The following is a 22557-nucleotide window of genomic DNA, read 5'->3' as shown; positions in this document are numbered from 1 at the left end:
TAATATTTGTATATAATAATGGTGTAAGGAGTGGTTGTTATGCCAATTATTAAACCTATTTCAGATTTAAGAAATTATAATCAAGTGCTAGAAAAAGTATCTGTTGGTTCACCTGTCTATCTGACAAAAAATGGTCATGGTTGTTATACGATTATGGATATTAATGAACAGGAAGAAATGTATGAAAAAGCGAAGAAGTATGATAAACTTGTTGCTGAAGTTGAGCTTATGAGTATGTTAAATGAAAGTGTCGTTTCTGCCAATGAAGAGGGCTGGATCGATGAAGATGAAATGCTAAAACATTTTGAAAAGAGATTTAACAATGACTAAAATTCTCTATTCACCAAAATCAAGAAAAGATTTAGATAATATTTTTGATTATATCCACGATGATTTAAATAATCTAGTTGCAGCCAAAAGAACAGTAAAAGGAATTCTCAATAAAATTAATGAACTTAAGGAATATCCTCAACTTGGACCAGTGTGGTATTTAGAAAACAATATTGACAGTGGTTTTCGTTTTTTAAGATATGAAAACTATATTTTATTTTATCAAATTACTAAAGATGTTATTTTGATTGTACGAGTACTGCATCATCTGCAGGATTATGTTAAACAGTTATTTTAAAAAAATATATTTTTATATGATAAATCTAGAATGTAAAATTGATGTTTATATTGATTCTATGCATAATATTGATATAGGAACGTACTAGAGCATCTGCAACAATTCGTCAAAATTATAATGAAATTTTAAAAATGTATAAAAAATAAAAGAACTTGTTTTCTTTACAGAAAAAGGAAATGGAAATCTAATAGATATGGATATTGAAACATTTTATCGCAGAGAAAAATGTTGAAACTTCGAGAAGAACTTCTGTCAGTGGAAGAAGATAAGATGAATGGTAGTCAAGGATATTCTGTTAGTGAAGTTGTTCAAATGATGAATAATGTTATTAAAAAGGTAAATGATAAAAATATTCGACATTTTGGATATATGATTGGTGATGAAATGATTATTATTTCAGATTATAGATTTTTAAAATCAAATACAAAATGATTATTCGCATGTAAAAGCACTGGTAGTCGCAGACATCTGCACCACCTCAATCGCATAAAGTGCACTACTTATATTTATACACAATTATAGTCAATCATGTCCAAACATGATTGACCTTTTTAAAAAATTATTTTTTGATTCTAAAGTTTTCATTACCCATATACACATCTATTCTATTATGAATGATTCTATCAAGCAATGCCTCTGTTAATGTCGATTTATGCAATTTATCATACCAGTCTCCTGATGGATACTGACTGCAGAAAATTGTTGAACATTTATCATGTCTTATCTCCATAAGCTCAGATATAAACTGTTTTTCTTTATCAGTCATTTCATACATTAACCATTCATCTAATACAAGCAGATCGTATTTTGCGTATTTCTTAACTACTTGTGATAGACTTTTACCCATATTCCTCAGTTCATTATACTTTTCTAATAGCTCAGGCATTCTAATGTAAAATATTTTATATTTTTGTTTTGCCGCTTCATTTGCTAATGCACATGAGAGCCATGTTTTCCCTGTACCACATGGTCCATGAATAATGATGTTGGTTTTTAATGTAATATAATTACATGTAGCCAGTGAGCTAATCAGCTGATGTGTAATGCTTCGATTGTCAGTATAGTGAATATCTCTTAGATCTGCATCTACATAGCGTAATTTAGCCGATTTCTTTAATCTTCTTACCGTTTCGTTATATCTTTGCTGATAAACAAAGTCGATGACCATATTTATTTTTTCATCAAATGTCAAAGTAATATAAGCAGGATTTGTTTCAATCAATTTAATGGCATCTACAACATCTATAATCCCAATTTCTGATGCTTTTCTTACAGTTTCATTATCTATCATTTTGATTTGCCTCCGTAGAACTCTGCACCTCTCAGGTGTCCTGTCGTTTTTCTTTCTTCAGATGCATTTCCTTGTTTTCCTAGTTTATCTTGATTGTTAGATAGAATGGCATTAAGATGTTTATATCTAGGTGATGGATATTTACTTAAAGCTATCTGGCAGGATAATTCAAGTCTTTCATTTGAATATTTATCACTTAGATGTAATACACTCATTGCAGGGTTATAACCCTGTTCCTTAACTTTACATCTTTCAAATATAATCTCTACAACCTTTCTTGTGTAGGTAAACTGTACCCTGTAAAACGGACACCAAAATAAAAAGGATATAACTGTATAATTATTGGTGACTCTGTTTTACAGGGTCTTTTCTTTTGCCTATAATGATTAATAAAGGAGATGATAATTTCATGGGTGTTAATTATTTTTCAGATGAGCAGGTTGCTTTATTAAAAGATAATCCTTATATAGAAAAAATAACAAATAAAAGCATAAAATATTCAATAAAATTTAAAGAAGAATTTTGGAAAAGATATTCCCAAGGTGAACTTCCCTCTGCTATAGTTCAATCTTTTGGTATTGATCCAAAAATTCTTGGTAACAGTCGTCTAAGCAACATCGTTCAAAGAATAAAAATGGAAGCGGATAGACTTGAATCTTTTGAAGATACACGGAGAAAAAACAACGGAAGACCTAAAACAAAAAATTTAACATATGAAGAAAGAATAGCTTACCTTGAATATAAGGTTGCCTATCAGAAACAGGAAATTGAGTTTTTAAAAAAAATAAGATCTGTGGAAAAGAAAGCATTGTGGAAACAGCAAAAGAAAAATATAAAATAATAGAAGAAATGATTTCGCGTGATAATAATCTGCTTAATATATCAAAGCTGTGTAAAGTTGCAGATGTATCAAGAAGCGGTTTTTATAGCTGGAGAAAAAATAAAGACAAAAGAGAAGCCAAAGAAGAAAAAGATCGAAATGATTTTGAACTTATTTTAGAAGCATATAGATATCGTGGATTTGATAAAGGTGCAAGATCTATACATATGAGACTGCTTCACACCGGTGTGAGAATGAATATCAAGAAAATACGAAGACTAATGAAAAAATTCAATTTAAAATGCAGTATAAGGAAAGCCAATCCATACAGAAGAATGGCAAAATCTATGCAGACCAGCAATATAGCTGCCAATTTGGTTGATCGTAATTTTATACAGAAGCCAAGACTAATTATATTGACAGATATAACTTACCTTTTTTATGGAAAAGAAAGAAAAAAAGCATATATGTCAGTAATGAAGGACTGTTTTACAAATGAGATACTGTCGTATGTAGTGAGCAAATCACTAGAGGTTGATTTTGTTTTAAAAACAGTTAATCTGCTTATGGAAAATCATGGAAGTTCGTTAAAAACCAATAAAACAATTATCAATAGCGATCAGGGTTGCCATTATACAAGCATTGCATTTCGAGAATTATTGAAAGATAAAAAACTGAGACAGTCAATGTCAAGAAGAGGGAACTGCTGGGATAATGCACCACAGGAATCATTCTTTGGTCATATGAAAGACGAAATCAACCTAAAAGACTGCGGGACATTTGAAAAATTAGTTGAAATTATCGATGATTATATAGATTATTATAATAATGAAAGATATCAGTGGGATCTGGCGAAGTTATCGCCGAACGAGTATTATCAGTATTGGCTAACAGATAAATATCCTATAAATGTATAAAAGATGCTTTTCAGTCAAGAAAAGCATCTTTACCGTACTGTTCGCGCATGTATTTATAATAATTCAATCTTGCATATTCAAGCCATTTGTCGACATCATTATTTTCCAGATGTAATTCAAATTCCAGCAGCTGTCTTGAAAGGCTTTCACATTCAGTTTCAAGCCAAAATATATATTCTCTAGTTGAAACAAAGTGATGACCATCAAAATATGTTGAATCATCATTAAACATTGATTTTAAATGTTCAATAACATTCAAAACAGATGTGATCTGATTAGGTGATTTAAATATTAAACTTAAAGCTTCTTCATTCCAAAACACATCATCGAATGATGCAAGTTCACAGCAGACATTAAATTCAGGAAAAGCGATCCAGTTAAAATAATGCCCCTTATTAAGAATACCATGTATTCTATATCCGTTATCTTCAACGATAAATTCAATAGAATCTTTAGATTTAATAGCTTTATCAATTTTCATAACTTTAACTAAACACAAACCCACTGATTTTGACCAGTGGGTTAAAACTGTGTCATTCCTCCTGACACAATCATATTAAATTTTCAACATTAAAAATATACCTTTTAATTTAATTGTCCTTGACATAGGGTACACTTTAAGGGTCCGATTTTGCTCGCCCATTTTTTTATACGCACATCATCCCACTCACTTACTTTCACTGATTCAGGCATATCCTGTTCATAGGTAGAATATTTATTCTTTATATAGGCAGGAAACAGCTTGTGGATGTTGATTCGCTTGTTTTGATAATAAATAGTCAATGTTGTTTCTGACACTTTTAGATCAACGGATTTGCCTACATATTCATAAGGAACTGAATACCAGTTTTTTTGATAGGTGATATGGCAATTGACTTGTACTTTTCTGGAATAAAACCAATGACATACTTCAAAAGGTATTTCAGGAAGTGGTTTAAGTGCCTGCTTTTCAACAGCTTCAAATATTTCTTTTCTGCTTCCATCTCTTTTCTGGAATGGAGTAGTATTAAACTCATCAAGCTTTTCTCTTACTGCTTGATAAAGTTCTTCGAATGAATGAAACTCTACATTTCTTAATGATGCAATAATGGTTGTAGCTATTTTGCCAACGGTACCTTCGACACTCGCTTTCTGCTTAGGTTTTCTGACTTGTGCAGGCATAATAGCTGTCATATAATGATTTCCAAAATCAGAATACATATCTGTGAGAATGATTTCTCCTTCTTTAGGATGACTGACAACACCTGTTTTAAGATTGTCACATACAATTCTAACTGTTGAACCACCGAAGTATTCAAACATATGTTTATTACAGTTAATCCATGTATTCATTTTCATATCCTTGGTAGGTTCCACATAAGAATATTGAGAAAATGGTAAAGTTGCGACAAACAGATAAACTTTAACCAATTCACCAGTAGAAGGAACCATGTAATGCATTGTAGGCCCGGACCAATCAATTTCTGTACGAATCCCGGGTTTGTGTTCAATGTGGTTGGTATAGTTGTGTCTTTCGACATGTTGAGCATAACCTCTACAATATTTTGAGTAACTTACTGGATATTTACCATCCTTAGCACTCAAGCAATATTCTTTCCATAATAGTTTTAAGTTAACACCAGGCTTAGACAATTCTTTATGAACATAGTCATAATCCACTGCTAAATAAATGTTTTCAGATTCGTACATTTCAGGGAAAAATAATTTACCCAGCTCATCATCTGAGTACTGATCAATAGTACTGACATCAAATTGAAGCACCTCCATTCTATGTTTTGTTTTGGATGAGGTATGTTTACTAATATGATATTGTTTGGATATCGTATTGAGGGATATGCCTCGATCAATCAATTGTAAACATAGTCTCAAATTGAATTTTACAGCCATAATAAAAGCTCCTTTCATATAATATTAGAGACAAAGTCTCTAACATTATAATAATATAAAAAAGACCACCTATAATATAAAAGGTGGTGCAGTTGTGTATATTCAATAATATCATCTCAGTGGTGTAGTTGTTGAAATTGGTGGTGCACTTTATGCTATTGATGGTGCAGTTCATTGCAAATAATCACAAAATTCAAAGTAAGATGGAATCAGTTTATAAACTGATTCTTTTTTTACAAAAAATTCGTTAATATAAATAGTTAACTTAGACTCATAATTTTTAAGTGTCTCAAGATTATTATACTTGATTATCCCTTTTCTGATAGTGATTTCATTAATGCCAACATCATTTACAACTTCTCTTAAATTTTTTTCTTTATATATTTACTTAACATTAGAACCAGATTTAAATATTTATTTTGAATATTGCAGTATTCATTTAATTTGTTTATTTATTAAGGAAAATTATATTAAAAAAGATCATCCTAATTGATACAAAGTGTAACCACTTATTTGTAATAATTAGGATAATCTTATTTGAATTTTTATAACAATGTTGTCATTTTTTGTAAAAGTAATTTTAATGGTAATCTTTTTTATTATATTGATTCTTACAAAAAATGAATATGTAAAAGGAAATGAGGTTAACCTAATAAATAGGAATTAAGAAAGAATCGTTTATTCCCTTATGCTATGTGACAGAAATTGTGTTTTTTTAAGAAGGAATGTTTTTAATATAAGTGAATTATAAAGATATATGATATAATATTTATAATAAATATGGACTTTTAAATAATGTATTTTGGTTATAGAGGAGTAAAAAATGAGAAGGAAAGATAGAGAAATAACAGATTTTGATGAAATTATGAATATTATAAATAAATGTGATACTTGTCGCTTAGCTTTATTTGATAAGGAATTTCCTTATATTGTACCACTAAATTTTGGTGTAGATATCAGGGATGAACAATTATATTTATATTTTCATTGTGCTAAAAAGGGAAAAAAATTAGATCTAATTTTACAAAATAATAATGTCACTTTTGAAATGGATTGTGAACATAATATTATTCTTTATGAAGAAAGAATGTCTTGTACAATGGGATATGCAAGTGTAATTGGTCATGGTAAAATTGAATTTGTAGACGATGAGGATAAATTAGAAGCGTTAAAAATTATTATGAGACATTACCATTCAGAAGAATTTAAATTCAATACAAATATGATGAAAGCAACAACTGTATTGAGATTAAAAGTTCTAGATATGACAGGAAAAAGAAGAAAAAATATCCATCCTAATGAAAATAAAAAAAGACATATTACACTAGAATAAACATTATTAGTACAATAAATATATTTTTTATTTCTTTAATAAAGAATTTAAATTTTCTTTATAATTATATGATATAATAATTACATAGTTATAAAGATGGAGGTATTATATGGGAGAAAATGAATTACAGAGTAATGGAAGTAAAATTTGTCGGATGTTACTATTTTACTTAGTAGTAACATCATTGTTATATGTAGTTGCAGAAGCAATTTTTAAAGCATTGAATTTAAATGTAATTTTAGTAGATTATTTAAGTAGTATTGTTTCAATAGCAACTACAACTTTATATTTTGTTAAAAGATATCAAAAAAAGTGGGATATTAAAATAAATTGGCGAATCAATGAAAGTTTTGAAAAAAAAGATCTCATTAAATATATTTTATTAGGTTTAGGAATTTCTTTTTTAATGAGTATTCTGGTTTCGTTAATGATGAGTGCATTAGAAAATGTTGTAATTTTTGAAACACCAGACTTTACTGCTAAATACACAACAATTGATAATTTCGTAATTTTTATTTTTGTTGTTTTAATTGGACCAATAATGGAAGAGTTATTATATCGCGGTTTGATTTTTAAAAAGTTGCAAAATTATGGCTGGTGGTATGGAGCGATAATTGTTTCATTATTATTTGCATTAGGGCATGGTAATATTCCTCAAGCAATAGGAGCTTTCTTTATTTCGCTAGTATTATGTTTGGTAACTTTTAAAAGTGATTCGCTTATTCCAGCTATTATTATTCATATGTTAAATAATTTTATTGCTCAAATAAGTGAATATAATAATGAAGTTTGGCAATATATAATGTCTGCGTTTATATTAGTTGTTGCATTAATTGGATTAATTTTATTAATTAAAGAATTTAAAAAACGTCCTAATTTACAATTAAATTATCGTATATCTGATTTTTTTAAGAATGTATGGGGTATCGTATTTTTAATTTTTATGTTACTGATGATTGTTTCAATGATTAAATTTAAATAAAAAATAATATTATTTAATAAAAAGCCTGAAGATAAGTAATTATATAAATTTACATATAATCACTTATAATCAGGCTTTTTTATCATAAATGTTAAATTATATTACAAGTTTAAAAGAGGCTCTATGGATAAAATTATGAAAGTAATATAAAATTTTATTGTAATTATAAATTAATTAATATTTTTGATAAATTTGGATTAATTGAAAATTTTAAAGCAGCGATACCAAGACTTCAAGTCTTTTTATAAAATAAGCCTTTAATACATTTTTAATTTATAATTGAAATATTTTAGAGTATAATTTGCGAAGAATCTTTGTTTTTCATTTAGCATTCAAACTATTATCTCTATAAATGTCTGTTCCATATGAAGATACTAACTTAACTAACTCATCATGAAGATTTCGAAAGACAAATTGATTGCCGTGAAAAATAATTCTATTTTAAGTACTTTATTTCTATATAGCATTATATTTTAATTGAATTTTTTATACAGTAACCTTACTATACATTTTTGTTAATAGTGTAGATATTGCATCACAAGTCATTTTAAATGAAATATCTTTTGCGTACTTATAATCTGTTGAGTATTTGTTCCATATATCTCGAAGTCTTTTATCATTCTCTATAGTCTCTAAAATATTTTCATAATCAGATAATATATATGTACTTCCTCTTTTGATTGTGGTTTTTTCTAAAGCTTCTTTTAATGTTTCTTCATTTATATTTTCGTTATGAAGTGAGTACAAAATATAAATATCATAATAATCTCTAGGACGAGTATTGGCGATACTTCTTGAAAGAACAGTTTCGATTTTTTCAGCAAGAATAGTTTCTAAGTTATAAGCTAATATACAAATAACTTTGTCATCAAACATAGAATTGTGATGGTATTTGATTTCTTTAGGTGTAATTATATCACCAGTTGTTACATCTACTGTTAATGAAACACTAATGGGTGCATAATAGGCTTTTAATGAGACTCTTATTCCAGGGTAATCATCTGTTTTTCTAATATCTGTTACATTGATAAATTCAAATGTAATATCATCATCAATTTCAATGTCACATATTTCTTTGAATATAGCTGTTATTGAATTATGAGTTAAGGTGAATCCTTTAATAGTTGTATCTAAATCCATTGTTGCTCTTGAACTTAATCCTACAATTGAAGAAATAAGAAAACCACCTTTGAAAATGAAATTATTATGGTAATTAGATAATGAAATTCTTTCTAATAATCTTTCTAACATGTAATTTTGCATTACAAGTTGTGGAGAAATATTCTTTTCTTTTGCCATTTTCTTTATGACAGCTTTAAATTGCATTGCATTTTTTGTGATTATAGTAACACCTCCATATAACGCATTACTTTGTCTTTTACCTTTAATTGTTTTGCATATTGCATAAGTAGGTTGATATTTTTGTTTTTAGAATTAGCATATTTTTTCATTGCAGCATTTATAATTTGGATATCGCTACCTTTACCTCTTAGAATATCGCATAGAGTTCTTTCTAGATTATAAATGCAAATAGGGTTGTTGCTAGGCGATTGAATTTCGATAATACCTAAGTCATAGTTTTCAGGAATGACCCGGATCATTTTGATATTTTCTTGTTTAATTGAAGGAGCATTATAGCCTTTAGGAAATGTCATCGTATAAAAACTAGGTGTACGATCAGAATATCCTAATAAATATAGTGCAGTATCATGGGAGTAGATGCCTTTTCTATATTTTTGTTGTAGTGAAAAAAAATCATCTTCCCAAGCACTATTAATTGTATATAGACCACGACCAAATTTTGTTAATTCACCATTTTCTATAAATTTATTTAGTATTTCTCTTGAAATGTTTTCAGCAAAAATTTCTTGTGTACTAATGATTCCACTTGTAGATTTACTTATCAAATTTTCCATTTTATTAAAACCCGTCATAAATATCACCAACTTTCACACATCATATTATAACAAAATAATGTGTGAAAAACAATGAATTGATTAATTCACTTGTAATTTTGATTATCTTTCTAACCTTTGTTTTCTTTTTTATGATTTAAATATTCATTCATTATTAGTTGGATAAAAATTCATGATTTCTTGAAAATTAAGTTCAGTCATATAAATTTCCTCCCGCACATCTTATTACCTTAATGATGTCTTTTTTATTAAAATCAACAATAATTGACGATAATAAAGATTTTATATCAAAATTATTTATGGTTAATTAGCTATAATTGCTTCTGGTTGATGGAGGAGAAAATTAATAAGGAAAATATTTTCATTATATTTTTTGTTTTTATGTTTTAGATAAGTTGTAAATTATATTACTAATGCAATTAAAAATGACTTAATAGTAGGTGATAATTATCTAAATTTTGCGGCTTGTTAAATAATTTAGACAAAAGTGATATGATACAAATTCAATAAATATAGATAAAAAAGAGTTATTTTTATCAGGTTTAAATACTTTAAAATAGACACTATATTTAATATAATTAGGTTATGTATAATTTATAAGTGAGGCAGAAAATGAATATCGGTTTTATTGTATGTATATGTTGTTGTTTGCTTTTTTTAATCTTTGCATTAATTTTTACAATATTAAAAGATAAAGCAGCGATTTTAATTAGTGGATTTAACAGTATGTCTAAAGACCAAAGAGAAATGTATGATCAAAAAAAGATGAGTAAAGATCAAAGAAATGCTTTTTTAATTTGGGGATTGATTTTTGCTGTTGGGGCAATATTGGCTAATTTTATTTCGCAGTTTTTTGCTATCATTGCATTTATTGTATGGTTAATTATCTTTTTTAAAGATGTACATCTTGATGAAGAAAAAGCTTTTGGAAAATATAAAATTAAATAAAGGAGAGTTTAATATGAATGAAACAGTTTTAGATTTAATTAATCAAGCAGATTTAGCGATTAAAGAAGAACGTTTTGATGATTTAATGGAATTTTATATGGATGATGCTATTTTAGTTGTTAAACCGGGATTAGAAGTACAAGGTAAAAAGGCAATCAAAGAGGCATTTATAAAGATTGCAGCATATTTTAAAAATAGTGTTGTGCCTACTCAAGGAAAGATGATAATGCTTGAAACGTCAGATACTATTTTGGTGTTATCAAAAACGTTGTTGGATGCAAGTAATAAAGAAACATCTGAGTATGCAATGGAAAGAAAAGCAACGTATGTTTATCGTAAAATAAATGGTAAATGGTTATGTGCAATCGATAATTCGTATGGTACTTCATTATTAGATATGTAATTAAAAAGGAGATAGTTATGGAAATATTGGAATGTATTAAAACAAGAAGAAGTCATCGTAAATTTAGTGATCAAATTGTTGAAGATAAAAAAATTGAAAAGATTATTGAAGCGGGAAGATATGCACCAAGTGGTAATAATAATCAAACATGTCATTTTATTGTTATTACTAATAAAGAAGTTTTAATGAAATTAAAAAATCTTGTGCAAGAAGAATTTAGTAAAATGGAAATTGTTGATGGAATGTATCAATCAATAATAAATTCGATTAATAATGCTAAAAAAGGCAATTATGTATTTCATTATAATGCACCGTTATTTATTATCGTGGCTAATAAAAAAGGTTATGGAAATGCTATGGCTGATTGTTCTTGTGCACTTGAAAATATGATGTTAGAGGCAAATGAATTAGAACTTGGAAGCTGCTGGATCAATCAATTACGCTGGTTAGATGAAAATCCCAGAATTAATGAGTACTTAAAAACATTAGGGTTATTAGATGATGAAATAGTTTGTGGTTCATTAAGTGTTGGCTATGTTGAAAAATTAAATCGAACAATAACTAAAAGAACTGGTAATGTTGTAACATTTATAAAATAAAGAAAGGGTGGAAATTATGCTACAACAAGAACGCCACAATCAAATACTTGCAAAACTCAACTTAGAAGGGCAAGTAATTGTTAAGGAATTAAGTCAGGCTTTTAATGTTACTGAAGATTGTATTCGAAAAGATTTAACCACATTAGAAAAAGCTGGGCTATTAAAAAGAATTCATGGTGGAGCAATTCAAGTACGTGAAAATTTACATACAATTAATGTAAACGAACGTTTAAAAATACACTCTCCAGAAAAAAGAATCATTGCTAAAAAAGCGGTTGAACTAATTGAACCAGGAACAATGGTATTTTTAGGAATTTCAACAATTAATTTAGAAATCGCTAAATTAATTTATCAAAAAAACTTAAATATTACTTTAATAACTAATATGATTGATATTATGAAACTATTTACTAATGAATCCTCTACACGGCTTGTTTTTTTAGGAGGTAGTTTTAATCGAGCTAGGGATGGTTTTTTAGGTTCGATAACGATTGAACAAATTAAACATTATAAATTTGATATATCGTTTTTAGGAGTAGTAGGAATAGATGTTTATGATGGGAAGGTTACTACTTATGATGTTGATGATGGTTTAACAAAAAAAGAAGTTATTAATTCTAGTAAAAAAAGTTATATTGTTGCTGAAAAGGTAAAATTAAGGCAAGATGGAAATTATGTATTTGGACATATTGCAGATTTTACAGGGTTTATCTTTGAAGATGAAATTCAAGATAACCTGAAAGAAAGGATTGTAAGATATGGATTAGAAATCATTTAAAATGATTTCTTTTTTTATTATTTATTATTGTATTTTATTGAAATTAATTATAAATAATGTATAATTAAAGTATAAACAAGACAAAACAATAAAAGGAGAATAAAAATGGATAATTTAGCGCAAACCCAAAGAATTTCTATATTAAAAGAAAAAATGTTAAATGAACCACGATATGCTTCTATCGAACAAGCTAGAATCATTACTCGTATCTACCAAGAAAATGAGAATTTATCAATTCCTAAAAAAAGGGCACTATCACTAAAAGCTGCATTAGAAAACTTAGAAATAAGTGTTGAAAAAGAGGAATTGATAGTTGGAAATCGAACTAAAGGTGTACGTTATGGTGTTATTTTTCCTGAAAGTGGCTGTTCATGGATAAATAAAGAATTTGAAACATTACCAACTAGAGATCAAGATAAGTTTTTAGTTAGAGAAGAGGATATTAAAGAATTTAAAGAAAATATTTATCCATATTGGAATGCAAAATCAATGGAAGATGTAATTAAAAATAATTACGGTAAAGAAATTGAGGCAATGGCTAAAGTTGTAAAAATTAATCAAAAAGATCATGCACAAGGTCATATTTGTCCAGATTCTGCATTATGGTTAAAATTAGGACCGCAAGGATTGATGGAAAAAGCTAAGGAAAAATTAAAAACTTGCAATAAAAATCAAAAAGAGTTTTATGAATGTACGATTTTGGTTTTACAAGGTGCTTGTCATTTTATGATAAGATATCATGATTATATTATGAAGATGTTAGATGAAGTTGAAGATGAATATAAAAAATCGTTAGAAAATGTAGCAAATATTTGTTTAAATCTTGCTAAAAGACCACCTGAGACATTTCATGAAGCAATTCAGTCATTATGGTTTTTGTTTGTAATTCTACATATGGAATCTAATGCCTCTTCATTTTCACCAGGTAGAATGGATCAATATACGTATCCTTATTATCAAAAAGATATTGAAGCAGGTAAACTTAATAAACAAGAGGCTTTAGAGATTCTTGAATGTTTATGGCTAAAATTCAATCAAATTGTTTATTTAAGAAACCAACACAGTGCTAAATATTTTGCTGGTTTTCCAATTGGCTTCAATATTGCAATTGGTGGAGAAGATAAAGATGGCAATGATACTTATAATGATTTATCACTATTAATTTTAAAAGCTCAAGAACATTTAGGGTTACCGCAGCCTAATTTATCAGTTAGATTAAATAAAAACTCATCTCATGAATTAATGCAAGCAGCAATTAAAGTTGTGGCAAAAGGAAGTGGAATGCCACAATTCTTTAATGATGAAGCAATTATCAAAACAATGATTAACGACTTAAATATTGAAAAAGAAGATGCTAGAAATTATGCGATTGTTGGATGTGTTGAATTAACCACTCATGGTAATAATTTAGGATGGTCAGATGCGGCTATGTTTAACCTAAATAAAGCTTTAGAATTGACTTTAAATAATGGGAAGTGTTTATTAACAAGTAAACAAATTGGATTGAATTTAGGAAGTCTGGAAACCTATGATACTTTTAATGATTTAGAAGAGGCTTTTAAAAAACAAATTGATTATTTTATTGATCAAATGATGGAAGCGGAAAAAATTGTTGAAAAAGCTCATCAAGATTGTTTGCCAACAGCATTTTTATCTACTGTTATTGATGATTGTTTAGAAAAGGGATTAGATGTAACTAAAGGTGGTGCAAAGTATAATTTATCAGGAATTCAAATGATTCAAGTTGCTAATTTAGCGGATTCTTTAGCAGCAATCAAAAAATTAGTATATGATGAAAAAATGATTAGTAAACATGAGTTACTAGTTTCATTACAAAATGATTTTAAAGGTCATGAAATCATTCAAACAATGTTATTAAATAAAGTACCAAAATATGGTAATGATATTAAGTGGGTAGATGAATTAGGGGCAAAATGGGCTGGTTATTTTAGAGAACGAATGAAAGATTATACAAATTATCGAGGGGGCCCATATCATACAGGTATGTATACTGTAAGTGCCCATGTTCCTATGGGAGAAAATGTAGGAGCTTCTCCAGATGGTAGAAATGCTTTGACTCCACTTGCAGATGGTGGTATGTCACCAGTATATGGTCGTGATATGAATGGACCAACGGCTGTTTTAAAATCAGTGTCACGAATGGATAATTCTTTTACAACAAATGGTGGTTTATTGAATATGAAATTTTTACCAGAGTTTTTTGAAACGGAAACAGGAATGAATAAATTTGAAAATTTCTTAAGAGCTTTTGTTGATTTAGAAGTACCACATATTCAATTCAATGTCGTCAGACGTGAAGATTTACTTGATGCCAAAATCCATCCTGAAAAACATAAATCATTAACCATCAGAGTTGCTGGCTATACTGCCTACTTTGTTGAATTAGCTGGTAAATTACAAGATGAAATTATTGAAAGAACAACTTATGGAAATATCTAAAGCGCTAGTATTTGATATTAAAAGATTTGCAGTTCATGATGGTTTTGGACTTAGAACGACAGTCTTTTTTAAAGGATGTCCATTGCGTTGTAAATGGTGTCAAAATCCAGAAGGATTATTTACAAAAAGAAGATTACTTTATTTCAAAAATAGTTGTATTCATTGTCAACGATGTAAACAGTTTGCAAGTGAAAAACAAATGACATACAAAAATAATCGACCATATTTTAATCATGAATTTCAAGGAGATTTTGATAATCTAGTAATGGCTTGTCCAAGTGGAGCGATTCGTTATGATAGTGAAGTATACGATATTGAAACTTTGCTTGAAAAAATAAAAGAAGATGAAGTGTTTTTTAGAGATGATGGGGGTGTAACTTTTTCTGGTGGTGAGCCGTTAATGCAAGGACAATTTTTAGTTGAAATACTAAAAAGGTGTAAGGAAGAAGGCTTACATACAGCTATTGAAACAACAATGTATGCTTCACTAGACTTAATTAAAAAAGTTTTACTGTATTTAGATTTAATATATATTGATTTAAAAATTTTTGATGAAAAAGAACATGAAAAATATACTAATGTTTCTTCTAAGATAATTAAAGAAAATATCCAATATATTTTAGAAAGTGAACATAGAGATAAAGTTATTATTAGAACCCCATTAATTCCTACAATAACGGCAACAGATGAAAATATTACTAAAATTACTAATTTTCTAGTTAATCTTTACCCTGAAGTAAAATATGAATTATTAAATTATAATCCCTTAGCATCATCAAAATATGAATTAGTTGGTTTAGAATATGGAATAGATAAACAGTATAAAATGTTTGATCAAAAACAAATGCAACGTTTTTATCAAATTGTAAAACAAGCAGGTTTAAAAAATTTAATTATAGAATAAAAGGAGAAAATACAATGGAATTTATAATCGATACAGTAAATTTAGAAGAAATCAAAGAAGCAGTTGAATACTTACCAATTGTTGGAGTAACAAGCAATCCTTCAATCGTTAAAAAAACAAATCCTCAAAATTTCTTTAAACATATGAAAGAAATCAGAAAAATCATCGGTCAAGAAAGAAGCTTGCACATTCAAGTAATTTCAAAAGACTGTGATACAATTATTAAAGAAGCTCATCGTATCTTAAAAGAAATAGATGACAAAGTATATATCAAAGTACCGGTATCATATGAAGGAATCAAAGCCATCAAGCTTTTAAAAGAAGAAGGAATCAATGTTACAGCAACAGCAGTATATGATTTAATGCAGGCATATATGGCTTTAGAAGCCAAAGCAGACTATATTGCCCCATATGTAAATCGAATTGGAAACTTAGGAGCAGATCCCTTTGAATTAATCAATGAATTATCAAATCGAATCATTATGGATGGATATGAAAGTAAAATAGTAGCAGCATCATTTAAAGGGGTACAACAAGTAAAAGATGCCTTAAATAATGGAGCCCAGGCAGTAACAGTACCAGTAGAAGTGTTGAAACAGATATTTGCAAATCCAAATATTGAAAAAGCAGTAAATGATTTTAATCAAGACTGGTATTCAATGTATGGTGATAATATAGGAATCTGTGATTTAAAAGATTAAAAACGCACTTATGTGCGTTTTTTATATATAGGAAATAATGTGATACTTACTTTTAGCTTTAAATATACAAGATTATGGTGTAAAATATGAGTTGGAAGATTGGAGGGGGATAATATGAGTAAAGAAGCATTGATTTTAGATACAATTTATTTATTAGTCATGGTTATTGGCTTTATCTGGTGTTTGCCATATTCAAAATCTATAGATGTGCTTTTTAGTATTTTGATTGGTTCGATAATTTGGGCATTAGTTAGTTATGGAATGTGGGGAGTTTATAAAATATTAGATAGAAAGAATGTATTAAGTGACTTGGTAAATAAATCGTTATCAATCATGATGTATTTACCATATATGTATTTAATTATCTTTTTATTGATTGCCTTTATTGGGATGGTTAGAGTATTTGTTTTTAAAGATTATATATATGCATATACGTTTTTTTCAGCTTTAACGGTTTGTCATGCGACAAAAAAAGCAGTTGAAATGATTGAAAAATAATTAAAAGAGCTTTGTTATAGACTAATGTTTATTAATAAAGCTTTTTTGATAAAAATAGAATTAAGATTTTTTTAAGAATTTTAAATATAGTTCTTTTATTTTTTGATATTATAATGAATATAAAAGGGGGATAAAAATGGAACATACAATATTGATTGTTGAAGATGAGATGGGAATTAGAGATACTGTAAGTGTCTTTTTAAAAAATCAGGGATATAAAGTATATACTGCTACGAATGGACAAGAGGGCTTGGAAGTAGTATCAAAACATGAAATTCATTTAGCCATAGTAGATATTATGATGCCAGTTATGGATGGAATTACGATGACAATGAAACTAAGACAGAAATATGATTTTCCAATTATATTTTTAAGTGCAAAATCAGAAGATATTGATAAAATAACAGGGTTAAATATTGGTGGTGATGATTATGTTACTAAACCATTTGAACCAATGGAATTAGTTGCCCGAGTTAATACTAATATTCGACGCTACGAACAAATCATTAAATTAAAAAATATGACAACAAATGATAATGCTCAGCATAAATTAGTTGTGGGTGGCTTAGAACTAGATAAATATACAAAAGAAGTAAGCGCCAATAATAAAACTGTACGTTTAACAGCAAAAGAGTTTCAAATTTTAGAATTATTAATGAGTTATCCAGGAAGAGTATATTCAGCTGAAGAAATATACCAAGCTGTTTGGAAAGAAGAAGCAATTAATACCGAGACAATTATGGTGCATATTAGAAAACTTAGAGAAAAAATTGAAATTAATCCTAAAAAGCCGGAATATTTAAAGGTTGTTTGGGGAATTGGTTATAAGATTGAAAAGGTGTAGAATAATGAATAAAACAAAAAGAATATTTGGTGTTATTTTTGTAGCTTTTTTATTAATGCTTTCAACAACTGTCATATCTTTATTTGATAATGTTAAAGAGAATATTACTTTTAAAGATAGTTGGGATATTGCAGAATTTTTTAATGAAGAATTCCAATATTTTACTTTAGCAATGATAAAAGAAGTAGATCCAAACTACGAAATTTTATCATATAAACAGGAATTACCAGAAGAAATAAAACAAGGGATAAATAAAAGAGTATCAGATTTAATTAGTGATATGAAATATAATTTTCAAAATGATTCATATTTTGTTTATTTAATAAAAAATAGTGAAACTAATATAAGTGTGACTAATAATACTGATAAAATTTCTGATAATGATGATAAATCAAAATATAATTTCTATGGTAAAATGACATGTGATGCAAATGGCAATTGGCAAATGGAAGGGGATATCAACAATGAAACATTTGCACATTCAAAAACATTAACTAATTTATTGTATTATAGTAATTTAATTGAAACATATGATCAAACTATAATAGATATTGATGGTTATCAAATACCGATAGACAGTCTTGAAATTAATCGTCCGACGAATTTAGAAATAACTTATATTATTCCAGAAAAAGTAGAAGGTTATGGATATATTTCTAGCTATATTAATTCATGGGAAATATATAATGGTTTTTCTGCTATTGCATTAAGTACATGTGCTGTTTTATTGGCGATATTTATTTTCTGTTATCCAATTAGAATTGTTAGTGAGGTTAATCCTTTTAAAACAATAAAAAAATGGAAGGCAGAATTTAATGGAATTTGGTTATTTTTTGGGATAGTATTACTTGTTTCAGGTTGCATGGTTTTGATGGGAAATACAATTAATGGGAGTTTGATTTCTTTTATTAATAAGTTTGATTTTATAAATGGTCTTTTTGTAGTTGTGATTTTAAATTATTTAATGTTATTTTTTACGTTATTAATAATTGCGATAGCCTTATTTATGATTAAATATATTTTTGTATGTGGATTTTGGCGTTATTTAAAAGAAGATACTTTAGTTGGAACATGTTTAAGATATTTAAAAAGTAAACTTGATCTTATTTCGGAAATAGATTTATCATCACCAATTAATAAAACAATCATGAAATATGTATTACTTAATTCTTTGGCAATTATGGTAATGCTGATGTTTTGGAATATTGGAATTATTTTAGTAGTGATTTATACATTTGTAGTATTTTTCTGGTTAAAAGATAAAATTTTGAAGATTCAAAATGATTATAATCAGTTATTAGATGCCACACATCAATTAGGACAAGATAATTTTCAAGTAGACATTGATAGTGATTTAGGAATCTTTAATAGCTTAAAAGATGAATTTAATAATATTAAAGTTGGTTTTAAAAAAGCAGTAGAAGAAGAAACAAAATCACAAAATATGAAAAATGAACTTATTAGCAATGTTTCACATGATTTAAAAACACCATTAACATGTATTAAAAACTATATTGTTTTACTACAAGACGATACATTATCCCCTAACACAAGACAAGAATATATTAGTAGTTTAAATCAATATGTTAATCGTTTGACTTCATTAATTGAAGACTTGTTTGAAGTAAGCAAGGCTAATAGTGGTAATATAAAATTAAATTTGATTAATTTAAATATTGTAGCTTTATTAGAACAAACATATACTGAAAATAAAGAAGTGCTAGAATCTAAAAATTTAACAACGATTAAAAACTATGCTAATAATGAAATAAAATTAAACTTAGATGGAGATAAAACATATCGTATCTTTGAAAACTTATTTACAAACATTTCTAAATATGCAATGGCTAACAGTCGGGTATATTTAGAAATAAAAGAAACTGACGATGAAGTGCTTATTGAATTTAAAAACATTTCAGCTACCCAAATGAACTTTTCAGCTGAAGAAATTGTTGAACGATTTGTACGAGGTGATAAATCACGACATGAAGCTGGCAGTGGTTTAGGTTTAGCGATTGCTAAAAGCTTTACAGAAATCCAAAATGGTAAGTTTGAAATTGAAATTGACGGTGATTTATTCAAGGTTATTATCACTTTTAAAAAATAATTTTGAATATTAAAAAAAAGTAGTATTTTTTATTTCGTTGTGGTAGAATCGTTCCATGATTATTCAAATGGAGGTATGTTATGTATAAGATTTTACTTTGCTGTAGATCAGGTTTAACAACAAGTAAATTAGTGAATTCAATGAAAAAAGAAGCAGCTAGTCAAAATATTGATGCAATTGTTTGGACTGTTGGGCAACATGCACTTGATACATCTTGTTTTGATGCTGATTGTATTTTAATTGCACCACAAAATGAATTTGAATATAAAAAAGTTAAATCTGTAGTAAATGATATAATTCCTGTCAGTATAATTGATTGTGATGATTTTACTAGAATGGATGGAAAAGCTGTTTTAAATAATGCAGTTGAATTAATTGAAAATACTAGGCTGTAATAAAGCAAATTTTGCTTTATACAGCTTTTTATATTATATGAAGATAAGTAAGTATTATGATTCAAGAGTTAAAATTGGTAGATATTTTTTGATAAATAATATACAATATCTTTGGTGATGTTATGTCAAAACAAATTCCATTAAAGCAAATAAGAATAAGTGATAAAAGAATTGAGGTATTAAATAAGATGAATATATATTGTCTTAAAGATTTAGTACTTCATTTTCCTTATCGTTATGATAGTATCGAAGCAACAGCATTGATTAATAATGAAAAAATTACAATTGAAGCAACTCTTGTAGATGAACCTAAGGTATTTTATAATGGTCGAATGTCAAGAATGATTTTTCCAATTTTATATAATCATGAAATTTATCAAGTGACGATATTTAATCGTCATTTTTTAAAGAAAAATATGGTTAAAGGAATGATTCTAACTATTATTGGTAAATATAGTAAAGGTAATATTACAGCTAGTGATATCAGGCTAAAAAAATTAGAAGAAGTTTCTGGGATTACACCGGTATATTCTTTAAAAGATGGATTGACTCAAAAGTCATTTCAAAATTATGTAAAAAAGGCCTTGGCGTTTTATCAAGATCATATTCAAGATGAAGTGCCAATTGCTTATATGATCAAACATCATTTAATTCATAAAGAATTAGCATTAAATTTAATTCATTTTCCAAATAGTAATCGTGATATTCAAGAAGCAATGCGTTATTTAAAATATGAAGAATTTTTAAAGTTTCAATTAACGATGCAATATATTAAATTATCACGTAAAAAGAATTTAGGAATAAAAAAACAATTTGATCAACAAATTATTAATAAATTTATAAATGAACTTCCTTTTGCTTTAACGACTGATCAAAAACAAGCAGTAAATGAAATTTTGGAAGATTTAAAAAGCGATACTACAATGTATCGCTTTGTTCAAGGAGATGTAGGTAGCGGTAAAACTGTAGTTGGAGCAATTGGTTTATATGCTAATTATTTAGCAGGTTTTCAAGGAGCATTAATGGCACCCACTGAAATTTTAGCTACACAACATTTTACTTTGTTGCAAAAATTATTTAAAGATACTAATATTAATTTAACACTACTTACAGGGCATTTATCAAATAAAGAAAAACAAATAATTTATCAACAATTAAATGATGGTAAAATCAATATTGTAATTGGAACCCATGCTTTATTTCAAGAAAAGGTAAATTATTATAAATTAGGTTTGGTAATTACTGATGAACAACATCGCTTTGGAGTAAACCAACGTAAAGCATTAAAGGAAAAAGGACAACAAGTTGATTTCATGATTATGTCAGCAACGCCAATCCCTAGAACATTAGCAATATCTTTATATGGGGATATGGATGTTTCAACAATTAAAACAATGCCTAAAGGTAGAAAACCAATAATTAGTGATGTAGTTAGATCACACAGCATGAAGCCAATCTTAAATAAATTAAAAACCTATTTAGCAAGTGGTGGCCAATGTTATGTGGTTTGTCCATTAGTTGAAGAAAGTGAAGCGATTGATAGTAAAGCTGCAACAAGTATTTATGCAGGAATGAAAAGTTATTTTAGTGGACATTATGAAGTTGGATTGCTTCATGGTAAAATGGATGATGAAACAAAAAATAAGATTATGGATGACTTTAAAGACAATCAGATTCAAATTTTAGTTTCAACGACAGTAATTGAAGTTGGGGTAGATGTTGAAAATGCTAATTGGATGGTTATTTATAATGCTGAACGTTTTGGCTTAAGTCAGCTTCACCAGTTAAGAGGTCGAGTTGGTCGTGGTGATAAGCAGGGATATTGCTTTTTGTTGACAAATTCAAAAAGTAAAGAAGCACTTGAACGATTAGAATTTTTGAAAAATTGTTATGATGGTTTCGAAGTTTCTTTTTATGATTTGAAATTAAGAGGACCAGGAGATATCTTAGGGGACCAACAAAGTGGGTTACCAAATTTTATGATTGGAGATGTTTTTAAAGATGTTAATATTTTAGAAGTATCGAGAAAAGATGCTTTAGAATTATTAAAGAGTGAATCTAATGATCCAGTTTATTTAAAATTGATAAAAGAAATAGAAGAACAGTTAGTTGATAATAATAAATATATTGATTAGATGAGGTGAAA

24 protein-coding genes are annotated in these 22557 nt (G+C 27.7%); 19 read left to right on the top strand and 5 right to left on the bottom strand.

Annotated features, from left to right (window positions below):
* Positions 1-39 precede the first annotated feature (39 nt).
* The 3 genes from NQ543_RS07260 (at position 40) to NQ543_RS07250 (ending at position 1060) form a co-directional block, all read left to right on the top strand.
* Positions 40-330, top strand: a complete 291-nt coding sequence (locus NQ543_RS07260; RefSeq protein ID WP_004609327.1) for a hypothetical protein — start codon at positions 40-42, stop codon at positions 328-330.
* Complete coding sequence (locus NQ543_RS07255) at positions 323-628, top strand: type II toxin-antitoxin system RelE/ParE family toxin (protein WP_004609326.1); 306 nt, start codon at positions 323-325, stop codon at positions 626-628. The genes NQ543_RS07260 and NQ543_RS07255 overlap by 8 nt, the downstream gene beginning before the upstream one ends.
* Positions 629-853: 225 nt before the next feature.
* On the top strand, positions 854-1060 hold the full coding sequence (locus tag NQ543_RS07250; protein ID WP_004609325.1) for a hypothetical protein: 207 nt from the start codon (positions 854-856) through the stop codon (positions 1058-1060).
* Positions 1061-1187: 127 nt separating this feature from the next.
* Here the strand turns inward: NQ543_RS07250 and NQ543_RS07245 are convergent, their stop codons facing one another.
* On the bottom strand, positions 1188-1919 hold the full coding sequence (locus NQ543_RS07245) for an ATP-binding protein (RefSeq protein WP_004609324.1): 732 nt from the start codon (positions 1917-1919) through the stop codon (positions 1188-1190).
* A gap of 409 nt (positions 1920-2328) precedes the next feature.
* Here NQ543_RS07245 and NQ543_RS07240 point away from each other — a divergent pair, with 409 nt between their 5' ends.
* Both NQ543_RS07240 and NQ543_RS07235 read left to right on the top strand, forming a co-directional pair.
* Entirely contained in the window at positions 2329-2760 is a 432-nt protein-coding gene (locus NQ543_RS07240) for an HTH domain-containing protein (protein ID WP_039903817.1), read from the top strand.
* Complete coding sequence (locus NQ543_RS07235) at positions 2730-3656, top strand: IS3 family transposase (RefSeq protein WP_004609321.1); 927 nt, start codon at positions 2730-2732, stop codon at positions 3654-3656. Before NQ543_RS07240 ends, NQ543_RS07235 begins: the two co-directional genes overlap by 31 nt.
* Positions 3657-3666: 10 nt before the next feature.
* Here the strand turns inward: NQ543_RS07235 and NQ543_RS07230 are convergent, their stop codons facing one another.
* Complete coding sequence (locus NQ543_RS07230) at positions 3667-4161, bottom strand: DUF6618 family protein (RefSeq protein WP_004609320.1); 495 nt, start codon at positions 4159-4161, stop codon at positions 3667-3669.
* Between the two features lie 80 nt (positions 4162-4241).
* Positions 4242-5543: an IS21 family transposase gene (gene istA, locus NQ543_RS07225; RefSeq protein ID WP_187362844.1), complete on the bottom strand. Its 1302-nt coding sequence runs from the start codon at positions 5541-5543 to the stop codon at positions 4242-4244.
* Positions 5544-6366: 823 nt separating this feature from the next.
* On the opposite strand from istA, the gene NQ543_RS07220 reads away from it, so the two are divergent.
* Positions 6367-6876, top strand: a complete 510-nt coding sequence (locus tag NQ543_RS07220; protein ID WP_004609316.1) for a pyridoxamine 5'-phosphate oxidase family protein — start codon at positions 6367-6369, stop codon at positions 6874-6876.
* Between the two features lie 109 nt (positions 6877-6985).
* Entirely contained in the window at positions 6986-7858 is an 873-nt protein-coding gene (locus NQ543_RS07215; RefSeq protein ID WP_004609315.1) for a CPBP family intramembrane glutamic endopeptidase, read from the top strand.
* Positions 7859-8344: 486 nt separating this feature from the next.
* On the opposite strand, the gene NQ543_RS07210 is transcribed toward NQ543_RS07215, so the two are convergent.
* Both NQ543_RS07210 and NQ543_RS07205 read right to left on the bottom strand, forming a co-directional pair.
* Positions 8345-9157 (bottom strand): nucleotidyl transferase AbiEii/AbiGii toxin family protein, encoded by an 813-nt coding sequence (locus NQ543_RS07210; protein ID WP_222848074.1) that lies wholly within the window; start codon positions 9155-9157, stop codon positions 8345-8347.
* A gap of 41 nt (positions 9158-9198) precedes the next feature.
* On the bottom strand, positions 9199-9792 hold the full coding sequence (locus NQ543_RS07205; RefSeq protein WP_004609313.1) for a type IV toxin-antitoxin system AbiEi family antitoxin domain-containing protein: 594 nt from the start codon (positions 9790-9792) through the stop codon (positions 9199-9201).
* 594 nt (positions 9793-10386) lie between these two features.
* Here NQ543_RS07205 and NQ543_RS07200 point away from each other — a divergent pair.
* The 12 genes from NQ543_RS07200 (at position 10387) to recG (ending at position 22546) form a co-directional block, all read left to right on the top strand.
* On the top strand, positions 10387-10722 hold the full coding sequence (locus NQ543_RS07200; RefSeq protein ID WP_004609312.1) for a DUF3784 domain-containing protein: 336 nt from the start codon (positions 10387-10389) through the stop codon (positions 10720-10722).
* 13 nt (positions 10723-10735) lie between these two features.
* Positions 10736-11125, top strand: coding sequence for a YybH family protein (locus NQ543_RS07195; protein ID WP_039903859.1), 390 nt, complete (start codon positions 10736-10738; stop codon positions 11123-11125).
* A 17-nt stretch (positions 11126-11142) separates the two neighbouring features.
* A complete protein-coding gene (locus NQ543_RS07190) occupies positions 11143-11724 on the top strand; it encodes a nitroreductase (protein WP_004609310.1) in 582 nt (193 codons plus the stop codon).
* 16 nt (positions 11725-11740) lie between these two features.
* Positions 11741-12502: a DeoR/GlpR family DNA-binding transcription regulator gene (locus NQ543_RS07185; RefSeq protein ID WP_004609309.1), complete on the top strand. Its 762-nt coding sequence runs from the start codon at positions 11741-11743 to the stop codon at positions 12500-12502.
* Positions 12503-12607: 105 nt separating this feature from the next.
* Complete coding sequence (locus NQ543_RS07180; protein ID WP_004609308.1) at positions 12608-14962, top strand: glycyl radical protein; 2355 nt, start codon at positions 12608-12610, stop codon at positions 14960-14962.
* Positions 14925-15866, top strand: a complete 942-nt coding sequence (locus NQ543_RS07175; protein ID WP_004609307.1) for a glycyl-radical enzyme activating protein — start codon at positions 14925-14927, stop codon at positions 15864-15866. The genes NQ543_RS07180 and NQ543_RS07175 overlap by 38 nt, the downstream gene beginning before the upstream one ends.
* Before the next feature lie 14 nt (positions 15867-15880).
* Entirely contained in the window at positions 15881-16567 is a 687-nt protein-coding gene (locus tag NQ543_RS07170; protein ID WP_004609306.1) for a fructose-6-phosphate aldolase, read from the top strand.
* Positions 16568-16681: 114 nt separating this feature from the next.
* Complete coding sequence (locus NQ543_RS07165; protein ID WP_004609305.1) at positions 16682-17065, top strand: hypothetical protein; 384 nt, start codon at positions 16682-16684, stop codon at positions 17063-17065.
* Positions 17066-17201: 136 nt separating this feature from the next.
* On the top strand, positions 17202-17909 hold the full coding sequence (locus NQ543_RS07160; protein WP_004609304.1) for a response regulator transcription factor: 708 nt from the start codon (positions 17202-17204) through the stop codon (positions 17907-17909).
* Positions 17910-17913: 4 nt separating this feature from the next.
* A complete protein-coding gene (locus tag NQ543_RS07155) occupies positions 17914-20016 on the top strand; it encodes a sensor histidine kinase (protein WP_004609303.1) in 2103 nt (700 codons plus the stop codon).
* Positions 20017-20096: 80 nt separating this feature from the next.
* Entirely contained in the window at positions 20097-20411 is a 315-nt protein-coding gene (locus tag NQ543_RS07150) for a PTS sugar transporter subunit IIB (RefSeq protein ID WP_039903809.1), read from the top strand.
* Between the two features lie 122 nt (positions 20412-20533).
* Positions 20534-22546 carry an ATP-dependent DNA helicase RecG gene (gene recG / locus NQ543_RS07145; protein ID WP_004609301.1) on the top strand — a complete coding sequence of 671 codons (2013 nt, stop codon included), beginning with the start codon at positions 20534-20536 and terminating at the stop codon, positions 22544-22546.
* Positions 22547-22557 lie beyond the last annotated feature (11 nt).

Source organism: Thomasclavelia spiroformis DSM 1552 (assembly GCF_025149465.1).
Lineage (GTDB): Bacteria > Bacillota_I > Bacilli_A > Erysipelotrichales > Coprobacillaceae > Thomasclavelia > Thomasclavelia spiroformis.
The sequence above is the reverse complement of the archived record's forward strand: the minus strand, read 5'-3'. Positions and strand labels throughout refer to the sequence as shown.